Raw genomic sequence first — 9,238 nt, 5'->3', positions numbered from 1 at the left:
AAGACCTCGAACGCCTCCGCCCCCTGGCGAAGAGCGTGGCGGAGGCAGAACTGTCCATGGCCCTGGACCGACGCCTGCGGCAGGCCGGCCGGGAGGACGAGCAGCCCTAGCCGGGGCCGACCACACAGCCGCCCGGAGCGGGTGCGGCCGAAGTGGGCCGCGATCCGGAGGGAGTGCGGCCGGCGCCGACGGTCAAGCCCTCCCCGGCCGGTCAGAGGTCGTAGACGACGGTCACCGGCGCGTGGTCCGACCACCGCTCCGCGTGCGTGGCGGCCCGCTCCACGAGCCCCTTGACCGCCTTGCCGGCGAGCCGCGCGGTGGCCGCGTGGTAGTCGATGCGCCATCCGCTGTCGTTGTCGAAAGCCCTCCCCCGGTACGACCACCAGGTGTACGGCCCCTCGACGTCGGGGTGCAGGGCGCGCACGACGTCGACGTAACCGCCGTCGGTCTCGTCGAAGACGCGGCTGAGCCAGGCGCGCTCCTCCGGGAGGAACCCGGAGTTCTTGACGTTGCCGCGCCAGTTCTTGAGGTCGGCCTCGCGGTGGGCGATGTTCCAGTCGCCGCACACGACGACCTCACGCCCGTCGGCGGCGGCCCGCTCGCGCAGTTCCTTCAGATAGGGCAGGAACTCCCCCATGAACCGCACCTTCTCGTCCTGCCGCTCGGTCCCGACCTCACCGGAGGGCAGATAGAGGCTGGCCACGGTGACGCCGGGCAGGTCGGCCTCGACATAGCGTCCGGTGCCGTCGAACTCGGCCGACCCGAACCCCACCCGCACCCGGTCGGGCTCACGCCGGCTGTACAGCGACACCCCCGCGCGCCCCTTGGCGGCGGCCGGCGCGTGCACGACGTACCACCCGTCGGGCTCCCGCACCGCCTCGGGCAGCTGGCCGGGCTCGGCCCGCACCTCCTGGAGGCACAGCACGTCCGCGGAGGTTTCGCCGAGCCACTCCACGAAGCCCTTCTTCGCGGCGGCCCGGAGCCCGTTCACATTCACAGAGGTCACAGTGAGCACCGCTGCACGATACCCGTACATTGGACTGTGTCCAGATTCCGACGAGCCCGCACACCCTACCCGGCGCATGCATAGTTGTACGATCCACGACATGATTATCCGCCCCGTACGCTTCGACCACCCCGACGCCGTCAAGCTGAACGACGAGGTCCAGGCCGAATACGCCGTCCGTTACGGCGACGGCGGGGACGCCACCCATGTCGACCCCGCGCACTTCATGCCACCGGTCGGGCTGTATCTGATCGCCTACGACGGCCAGGACAGACCGGTCGCGACGGGCGGCTGGCGCTCCCAGGACACGAGCGACGAGGGCTACCTGGACGGGGACGCCGAGATCAAGCGGATGTACGTCACCCCGGCCGCCCGCGGCCTGGGCCTGGCCCGCCGCATCCTGACCGAGCTGGAGACCGACGCCCGCGCGGCCGGCCGTACGCGCATGGTCCTCGAAACGGGCACGAAGCAGCCCGAGGCCGTCGCCCTCTACGCCTCCAGCGGCTACGAGCCGTGCGCCAAGTTCGGCTACTACCGCTTCCACGAACTGAGCCTCTGCTTCGCGAAGCCGCTCTGAACCGACGGGGGGCAGAGGGGCGGCCGGAAAATCCCCGTGCCGCCGCCACCTCCCACCCCCTACCGTGACGCCGTGAAAGAGAACCGCCGCCTGCGCCGCATGGTCGTGGGTGACACCACCTGGCTCTGGACGGTCCGCCGACGCTCCCACCGCGCGCACGGCCACTGCCGACTGAAGCTCACGCTCTACTCGGAGGGTCCCGGGCGCCGCCGCCTGGTCCTGGTCTTCGCGCCGGCCGAGAACCGGGTCGTCTCCAGCTGCTACTTCGCGGCCGGCGACCTGGTCCGCCTCCCGGACCACACCTGGCTCAACCTCTACGAACCCGCCACGGTCCGCCGCCTCCTGGACGCCGCGGCCCCCGCCCTGGACCACTCCCCGTCCGCCCACACGGTCGAACTGGACGGCTGGCCGTACTTCGACACGATCACCGCCCTGACGCCTGCCGCTCCCACGACAACCGTCTGACAACACGTCAGAGCCCCCAGTGGTGATACCACTGGGGGCTCTGAGCTGCGTGGACCTGTGGGGATTTGAACCCCAGACCCCCTCGATGCGAACTACGGGCGGGAAGGTCGCTGAGGTTATCCAGCCTGGTCTGATGGATGCTCGTGGCTCCGGAAAGTCACCTGTGGTTGCCACGGTTGCTGTACTTCTGTGCTGTACCGTAACGGCTTCTGCGGCTGCTCTCGGCCGACGTGTTCGCACTGCCCTGCTTCGCAGGCGGACGTATCAGGGTCACAACCACGTTGCTCTCCGCGCCCTGTCAGCTAGAACGTCTAGCCGCACCCCTCACCCCGTGATCAACGGACCTGAAGAGACACCTTCGAGTTTCCAAGTTCCGTGAACGATGCAGCGATCCTTTGGGATCTTATTGATGGTGACCTTTGAGTCGCTGCGGTCGAGGAGAAGTTGTAGCGCCGTCCCTTGTTCGTCATGCACATCAATGCGAGGCGAGTCGGACGAGAAGTGTTGAACCTTGAGGTGTTCTATGGCAGCGAACAGACCCATCGGAACTTCAACCAGCTCATAGATGAGAGTATCGGGCTCGCTTTTGAGCCGGTATGCACGCAGTACGATCCAGCGCTGCACCGCCGCCAAAAACGCTTCGAGCAGAGTCATCGTGCCGTCATACCGCATTCGGGCCGACCGGCAGTCCTGAATCCATGCCCCCTCACTCAGTTTCGAGATATGCAGCTCATGAAGCTTAATATCCTTGGCGCTGGTGCTCTTGGCCGAGATTTGTTCGCCATCTACTCGAAGATCCCAAAAGCGAGTCGTCTTGCTTGGCGCCATTTCGACAGCCATACCTTGAGCAGCGCAGGATGCTGCAAGTGCGTTCTCAAATGCCAACCGGTCAAGCGGCGTAATATGGGTTCCGTGATGAGCCTGCAAGCGGGCTCGAAATTCCGCAGAGAAAGAATTGGACACGAGGGTGCTTTGCGGATTGATCAGTTCGACCATGGGACGCAGCATGGAATCGACAATATTCCGAATCTGCCTGAGTTGCGCTTCGTCGCACTTCGCTATCAGCGCGTAGGCGTCTCTGGCGTCAGTCGACCCTTGGATTTGTGCCGCCACCTCTTGAACGATGTGCGCTTGATGATCTTCGAGTTGCGCTATGCTTTCGATCAATTGGGTGCGGGCAGCACTATTCATCGCAGTCCTCTTAACGGGATCGATAAAAGTGAAATTTGCGAGTCATCCAGCAGGCTACACGGCTACGAACTCTCGCACCTGAGCAGCTTCGCCCTTCTCATTGCCGGTGAGGGAGTCGTCAGCCTCTCGAATGTCCTCGGGGCGAAGGTGCGTGCCCGGTAGGATCAGGTCGTCGACGCTAGGCCGCTGTCCAGTCAGGATCCAGTGGCACACCGAAGCAAGTTGGTAACTAATGAGAGGGGGTACCGCATCACCAATATGCCGGTACCTATTGCTGAGGCTCGTACCTTCGAACTTGTAGGTTCGCGGAAATCCGTTGAGGATTCCAAGCTCTCGAACCGAGCATAGGCGATCCTCCGCAGGGTGAGAGTAGCGGCCGTTCCCCACATGCGCACATTCCCGCTTAATGGTGGGCGCCGGCCGGTCCCACGCCATACGTCCGTAGACGTCGGGAAAACTACCGAAATCCTTCTTCGCCACGGACCTATGCATGGCAGGAGTCAGGTATTCAGTCCCGCCCGGAACACGCAAAAGGTCCCGCCAAGACCCTCCGTCATGAGGGATCTTTTGTAGGCGTCCAAGCGTTGCTGCGGAATGGAAGCTCGGAGACGCGTGTGCATCATCGTCCGGGTGCACATCACCCGCATTAATCGATGGCAGGCCGTTGAGGGCGCGTCGCACGCTCGTGGCCTCCTGAGTCAGTGTGCGACCGGCCCATGCATCCTCCAGGGTGCGTAGATCGAGACCCGGAGCGACTGCAATGACAAGGCTTCGCTCACGAACCTGCGGGAGGCCAAACCTGTTCAGAAAGTGATTCTGAGCGTGAACGGTATATCCGCGAGCCTCAAGGCCCTTTCTCAGGATCTCAAAATGATGAGCCCAACGCCCTTGAAGGAGCTCCCTGGCGTTCTCCATCACAACGATTCGCGGCTGAAAGGCGTCAACATAGACGATAGTGCGTCCGACCAGGCTGTTCCGCTTGTCGTCTTCCAGATGATTCTTTGCGTTCGTGCGCGAGAATCCTGTGCATGGAGGACAGGCGGACAGGATATCGATCGGCGATGTCACACCCATGGAATCCATCAACGATTGAGGGTCCACTGTCCCCAAATCGGTTTCAACTGGAGTGATCCCAATGTTGGCTTCATACGTGGTATTACACGCCAGCGAGCCCTTTGGGCTACTTGGCTTTCCCAGCTGGGCGTCAGCCGCTCCGATCACCTCGAAGTGCGGATGAGCGTGGAATCCGAAGCTCATACCTCCGCCCCCGGAGAAGAGGTCCACGACCTGGAAGGTCGTTTTAGGGATAGCTGGTACGACACCGTCCTCAATGATGTTGATTCGACTACCCACAGTAAGCCTCCTGATGATCAGGGTGAAAACCCTAGCATCACCGGCATCGCGACTACTCTGGGGTCATTCAACTGTTGCGTTGAGTGGCCGCGAGGTTAGACCGCCGCTCTCCTCAGCCATCACTCTCCCCAGCTCCCATCCCGTCTGCCGTCGACCCACACACCGTGGAGCGGGCGTGGTTCAGGGCGTCAAGGTGGAGCGCGCCACTGTACGAACGACCTTGACGCCCTGGGCCGCGTCCGCTCGGCTCTGCCTGGGTCGACGGCAGACGGGATGGGAGCCCCCGCACCAACCGTTCACGGCCGGCACCCGCACGCCGGGCCCCCTGCCATCTCGGAGCCTGAGCGCCCCCGCCGGAGGCTTGTTCTGAGCACGGCTGCTCTGCACGGCGCTCAACCCATGGCCCTCGGCCCTATCCACGTGTGGGCGCGCGTCGGCGTCGGCGGCGCCGAGCGGGCCGAAGGCAGGAGCGCGGGCGCAGCCAGAGCCGGGAAGCGCGCCCGGCGGAGCGGAGCGCAGCCGGGGCTTGATGAGGTAGAGAAACCTGTAACAGGTCGGGACCGTCGGTCGCAGTGGGATGGTCTACGGGTGGGTCAGTTGGCAGTCGTCACATGACTGGATGTGCGGCGCCCCGTGCATGGGCAAGGCATCCGTGATGCGGACCGAGTCGGGTTCTCCCGTCACCGGGACGCCTGCTGGTGCCAAGCAGCTAGACAGCAGGCTGGTCCGTGCGGATGAGTCGGCTCGTGAACCCTTCGGCGCAAAGGCGCTCGTACGCCTCGCGCACGTCGTCCGGTACCGGCTGACTGATCATGAATCCTCGCTCGGGATAGATCAGCAACCGCTGAAGGGCACCCACAAGCATGTCGATGACCAGGCGGGCATCCCCGATGGAATCGACGTATTCCTCAAGCGTCATCGGGGTGGAGGCACTGACGAACTGCACCTCGGGCCACTCCTTGCAGGCCGTGGCGTATGCGCGCCTCTCTTCGTATGGCTTGCTGATCAGGAGTACGGAGGACACGTCCACGTGGGCGTCTTCGAGTACGGCCTTGGAGAAGCGGATGTTCTCGGCGGTATTGCGGGCCTGCGGCTCGACGAGCACCGCCGAGCTGGGTACGCCAAGTTCAAGGGCCCGCTCGCGGTAGTGGATCGCCTCACCCCTCGGCATGTGTGCACGTGTCGTCGGGCTGGTGGCTCCCGTGAACACAAGCAGGGGGACCAGGCCGCGCTTGTATAGCTCGACCGCCGTATTGGCCACACCCAGGTCATGGCTGCCCAGGCCGATAGCGACTGAGCACGGCCGCAGGGTGTGGCCCATCTGGTGGTAGCTCCACAGGCGTCGCGTGTCGTCCCATGCCTGTGTCGAGATCATCACTGCCCCTTTTGGTCCCTCGCGGAGTCTGGAACCTTGAAGTCGTACTCCCAAGCGAAGCGCGACGCCGCGTGCACACCGATGGCGAACTCGACCACTGTGCCAGAGGCCGTGTACGTCGTCCGATGCAGTTCAACCACAGGTTCACCCGGCGGCAACTGCAAGAGCTTCGCTTCGTGGGGGGTGGGCGCCCTGGCGAAAAGCTCCTCCTTCATGTGGTCGATCTCGTATCCCGCGTCGTACAGCACACGGAATCCGCCGCCGCGGCCGGCTGGGCCGGGTGTCGGGTCCACCAGCCTCGTCCCCTCGACGTGCTCGGGCCGGTAGTAGCTGGTAAGGGTGTGGGTCGGCTGATCGCCTTCTTTCACCAGCCGCGCACGCGCGTATACCTCTGACCCTTCAGGCAGGCCGTGCGCAGCTGCGACCGCTGGGGGAGCTTCCACGCGGCTGACGGTCTGGGTCTGTTCATTCCGCCGGTAGCTTCGCCCGGAGGCAACGCGGTCCGCGATGAAGGCGACCTCGTCGCCATCCCGCCACTTCGCCTTGTCGTACCTGGCAATGCCAAGCCGCTTGAGCGGGAGGCGCTGCCTCACGACGGTGCCGTGACCACGAGACGACGTCACCAGGCCCTCAGCTTCTAGCGCCTTGTAAGCCTGATGAACGGTGGACTTGGAGCCCTCGCCTGCTGCAACAAGCTCCCTGATCTGCGGAAGCTGCTCGCCCGGCGCGTACTCACCCGACTTGATCTGTGCAGCCAGCTTGTCGGCCAGCTCGCGCCACTTGGGCGTCATCGTTGCGCTCCTCTCTACAAGACCAAGTCAAGCACAGTCCCAGGACTGTTGACAGTCCCAGGACTGCATGCCAAAGTCATCTCAAGCCGCCCGCAGTCCTAGGACAGCGGGGCTGGAGGGCCTTCTTTGGGCTGCCTCCTAAGCATCGACACAGGGAGTGCTTTCATGCCGTCCTTCAAGATCGACACTTCGAGCGCTGTGGTGTTCGTGGCGACCGCCCCGGTGCCGAAGCTCGCGAACGCCAAGACCGGTGAGCGGGCCATGGACCGGGAGACCGGTGCGGCACTGTCGACCGTGGGCCTGCTGGTCTCGGACGACGGGGAGGGGAACCTGTACCAGGTGACCATCCCGGAGACGGGTTACCCGGAGGGTCTGGCGCCGGGCATGCCGGTCAAGGTCATCGGACTCAAGGCGCGCGACTGGGAGAACGAGTTCAACGGCCAGAAGCGGCACGGGATCTCGTTCCGCGCGGTCGCGATCACTGCGGCGGCCTGACCATGGCCGACCTGTCGCCCTGGGTGGAACTGGGGACCGTGGCCGCTGGTGCCGGTGGGATCGGCTACGCGAAGGCGCGTGCTCCGCGCGCGTACTGGTCGCTGGTCGGGCTGCCGGTCACCTGGGGCCGGTTCACCTGGACCTACAGCTCGACCATGGAGGTGTGCGGGCTGACGGTGCAGCCGTCTCGATTCCGCGCCTTCGTCGCCCGCAACATCGCCCGGAGTGAGGTGCGGCCGGTGGCGCCGAAGGTCCGCCGGGTGAGTCCGACCCCGACCGGTCTGCGGGTGACGCTGCGTCTCCCGGCCGGCCTGGAGCCCGCCGACATCGCCGCGTCGTGTGAGCGTCTGCGTCACGCCTGGGGTGTGCGCTCGGTGACCGTAGTGGAGACCAAGCCCGGCTTCGTCGAGCTGCGGATGACCGGCTACGACGTGCTCAATCGGGTCCGTCTGCCGCGTAGGGCCCGGCCCCATGACCTGGTCGTCCCGGTCGCGCTGCGCGAGGACGGCTCGGTCTTCGAGCGGGACTACCGCGCGGTGCCCATGGCGCTGACCCTGGGTGCGAACCAGTCGGGGAAGTCGATGTACCAGCGCAACTTGATCAAGGGGCTCGCGCAGTTGCCGGTGGGGCTGATCGGTATCGACTGCAAGCGCGGGGTCGAGCAGTCCCGCTACGCGCCGCGCCTGTCGGCTCTGGTCACGACCCCGGAGGATGCCGCTCGCCTGATAGACGCACTGGTCGTCGAGATGGAGGAGCGCTTCGATCTCCTCGCCCTGCACGGGGTGTCGGACCTGTGGGAGCTGCCCGAGCATCTGCGGCCGGTGCCGCTGGTCGTGCTGATCGACGAGATCGCCGAGCTGTTCATGGTGATCTCCAAGAAGGACGAACCGGCCCGCGACCGCACGGTCATGCAACTGGTCCGGCTGGGCCAGATGGCCCGCGCCATCGGGATCTACCTGGAGGTGTGCGGGCAGCGCTTCGGCTCCGACCTCGGCAAGGGCGCCACCGCGCTGCGTGCCCAGCTCACCGGCCGTGTGGTGCACCGCGTCAACGACAAGGCCAGCGCCGAGATGGGCCTGGGGGACATCTCCCCGGAAGCGGTCCTCGCGGCTACCTCGATCGCGGCGAACCGTCCCGGTACGGCGGTGGCCGGCGACACCTCCGGTGGCTGGTCCCGCATCCGCACCCCCGAGATCAGCCCGGCTGATGCTGCGGCGGTCTGCCGGGAGTTCGCGCACCTCACTCCGGATCTGCCGTTCCTCGCGCCGTTCCGGCCGGTCAGTCAGATCGTCGTGCCGCCGATGCCGGCCGTCCCGCCGCGCGTGAAGCCCCGCCCGGTCACCGAGTAGCACCCCCGCTTCCCACGGTCGGCGTGACCGTCTCACGCCAGGTCCCTACCCGAGCCATGCCGAAAACCGAACGGAGATCGTTCATGGCACCGCGCAAGAGCACCAAGACCGTCAAGCCTGCCGTGCCGAAGTGCCCCGACTGCGACGGCAAGGGCGAGATCACCGAAACCGTCCGCGTCGGCGCCCGCAAGGGCCGCGCGACCGACCACCGGCAGAGCGCCATGTGCCTGACCTGCTGGGGCTCTGGCGAAGCCGCCGACTGAACCCCGCCGGGGCCGGGCGGCCAACCACACGCTCCCGGCCCGGCCCGATCCCCCTGAAAGGGAGGTGAAGACTCGTGCCGCTCAAGATCCGGGCCGTCGTGCTCGTCCTGGCCGTGATCGCCGGTGCCCTGTCCTTCGCCCACCTGCACGACCTTGCCCAAGCCGCCGGCCAGACCGGCTGGAAAGCCTGGGCCTACCCCGTCTCGGTCGACCTGCTGCTGGTCTGTGTCCTGCACCGGCTGCGCGCCGACCGGTCCGTGACGGCCTGGTTCTGGTTCCTGATCGCCCTGGTCGCCTCGCTCGGCGCCAACATCGCCACCGCGGGCGTCCTCGACCTCGAACACGTCCCGGCCTGGCTGCGCATCCTCGTCGC

11 protein-coding genes and 1 pseudogene are annotated in these 9,238 nt (G+C 65.7%); 7 read left to right on the top strand and 5 right to left on the bottom strand.

Annotated features, from left to right (window positions below; all coding sequences use genetic code 11):
- A pseudogene (locus AOK15_RS47160) lies at window positions 1-110 on the top strand (MerR family transcriptional regulator); the annotation flags it as partial.
- A 101-nt stretch (window positions 111-211) separates the two neighbouring features.
- On the opposite strand, the gene AOK15_RS24295 reads toward AOK15_RS47160, so the two are convergent.
- Window positions 212-1,036 (bottom strand): exodeoxyribonuclease III, encoded by an 825-nt coding sequence (locus tag AOK15_RS24295; protein ID WP_107099505.1) that lies wholly within the window; start codon window positions 1,034-1,036, stop codon window positions 212-214.
- A gap of 70 nt (window positions 1,037-1,106) precedes the next feature.
- Here AOK15_RS24295 and AOK15_RS24290 point away from each other — a divergent pair, with 70 nt between their 5' ends.
- Both AOK15_RS24290 and AOK15_RS24285 read left to right on the top strand, forming a co-directional pair.
- The gene (locus tag AOK15_RS24290; protein WP_055520337.1) at window positions 1,107-1,583 is read left to right on the top strand and encodes a GNAT family N-acetyltransferase; all 477 of its coding nucleotides are present in this window, start codon (window positions 1,107-1,109) and stop codon (window positions 1,581-1,583) included.
- A 72-nt stretch (window positions 1,584-1,655) separates the two neighbouring features.
- Window positions 1,656-2,048 carry a hypothetical protein gene (locus tag AOK15_RS24285; RefSeq protein WP_055520341.1) on the top strand — a complete coding sequence of 131 codons (393 nt, stop codon included), beginning with the start codon at window positions 1,656-1,658 and terminating at the stop codon, window positions 2,046-2,048.
- Window positions 2,049-2,372: 324 nt separating this feature from the next.
- Here AOK15_RS24285 and AOK15_RS45195 read toward each other — a convergent pair whose 3' ends face one another.
- The 4 genes from AOK15_RS45195 to AOK15_RS24270 all read right to left on the bottom strand — a co-directional run bounded on the left by AOK15_RS45195 (window position 2,373) and on the right by AOK15_RS24270 (window position 6,758).
- The gene (locus AOK15_RS45195; RefSeq protein ID WP_157870355.1) at window positions 2,373-3,239 is read right to left on the bottom strand and encodes a hypothetical protein; all 867 of its coding nucleotides are present in this window, start codon (window positions 3,237-3,239) and stop codon (window positions 2,373-2,375) included.
- A gap of 54 nt (window positions 3,240-3,293) precedes the next feature.
- A complete protein-coding gene (locus AOK15_RS42620) occupies window positions 3,294-4,592 on the bottom strand; it encodes a DNA cytosine methyltransferase (protein ID WP_205632217.1) in 1,299 nt (432 codons plus the stop codon).
- 709 nt (window positions 4,593-5,301) lie between these two features.
- The gene (locus AOK15_RS24275; protein WP_055520339.1) at window positions 5,302-5,967 is read right to left on the bottom strand and encodes a YdcF family protein; all 666 of its coding nucleotides are present in this window, start codon (window positions 5,965-5,967) and stop codon (window positions 5,302-5,304) included.
- Window positions 5,967-6,758, bottom strand: a complete 792-nt coding sequence (locus tag AOK15_RS24270; RefSeq protein ID WP_055520333.1) for a GntR family transcriptional regulator — start codon at window positions 6,756-6,758, stop codon at window positions 5,967-5,969. Before AOK15_RS24270 ends, AOK15_RS24275 begins: the two co-directional genes overlap by 1 nt.
- A gap of 165 nt (window positions 6,759-6,923) precedes the next feature.
- Here AOK15_RS24270 and AOK15_RS24265 point away from each other — a divergent pair, with 165 nt between their 5' ends.
- The 4 genes from AOK15_RS24265 to AOK15_RS24250 form a co-directional block, all read left to right on the top strand.
- Entirely contained in the window at window positions 6,924-7,253 is a 330-nt protein-coding gene (locus tag AOK15_RS24265; RefSeq protein ID WP_055520332.1) for an SCO3933 family regulatory protein, read from the top strand.
- 2 nt (window positions 7,254-7,255) lie between these two features.
- Window positions 7,256-8,602: an FtsK/SpoIIIE domain-containing protein gene (locus tag AOK15_RS24260; protein WP_055520329.1), complete on the top strand. Its 1,347-nt coding sequence runs from the start codon at window positions 7,256-7,258 to the stop codon at window positions 8,600-8,602.
- An 83-nt stretch (window positions 8,603-8,685) separates the two neighbouring features.
- Window positions 8,686-8,865: a hypothetical protein gene (locus AOK15_RS24255; protein ID WP_055520327.1), complete on the top strand. Its 180-nt coding sequence runs from the start codon at window positions 8,686-8,688 to the stop codon at window positions 8,863-8,865.
- 74 nt (window positions 8,866-8,939) lie between these two features.
- On the top strand, window positions 8,940-9,238 hold a 299-nt coding region (locus AOK15_RS24250; RefSeq protein WP_157870354.1), incomplete at its 3' end, for a DUF2637 domain-containing protein.

Source organism: Streptomyces ossamyceticus, assembly GCF_001418475.1.
Lineage (GTDB): Bacteria > Actinomycetota > Actinomycetes > Streptomycetales > Streptomycetaceae > Streptomyces > Streptomyces ossamyceticus.
Note: the sequence above shows the minus strand (reverse complement) of the source record. Positions and strands in the feature narration are given on the sequence as shown.

Coding starts and splice junctions, on each gene's coding strand:
- AOK15_RS24295 (WP_107099505.1), bottom strand. CDS start 1,036: ATGTACGGGTATCGTGCAGCGGTGCTCACTGTGACCTCTGTGAATGTG.
- AOK15_RS24290 (WP_055520337.1), top strand. CDS start 1,107: ATGATTATCCGCCCCGTACGCTTCGACCACCCCGACGCCGTCAAGCTG.
- AOK15_RS45195 (WP_157870355.1), bottom strand. CDS start 3,239: ATGAATAGTGCTGCCCGCACCCAATTGATCGAAAGCATAGCGCAACTC.
- AOK15_RS24275 (WP_055520339.1), bottom strand. CDS start 5,967: ATGATCTCGACACAGGCATGGGACGACACGCGACGCCTGTGGAGCTAC.
- AOK15_RS24270 (WP_055520333.1), bottom strand. CDS start 6,758: ATGACGCCCAAGTGGCGCGAGCTGGCCGACAAGCTGGCTGCACAGATC.
- AOK15_RS24265 (WP_055520332.1), top strand. CDS start 6,924: ATGCCGTCCTTCAAGATCGACACTTCGAGCGCTGTGGTGTTCGTGGCG.
- AOK15_RS24260 (WP_055520329.1), top strand. CDS start 7,256: ATGGCCGACCTGTCGCCCTGGGTGGAACTGGGGACCGTGGCCGCTGGT.
- AOK15_RS24255 (WP_055520327.1), top strand. CDS start 8,686: ATGGCACCGCGCAAGAGCACCAAGACCGTCAAGCCTGCCGTGCCGAAG.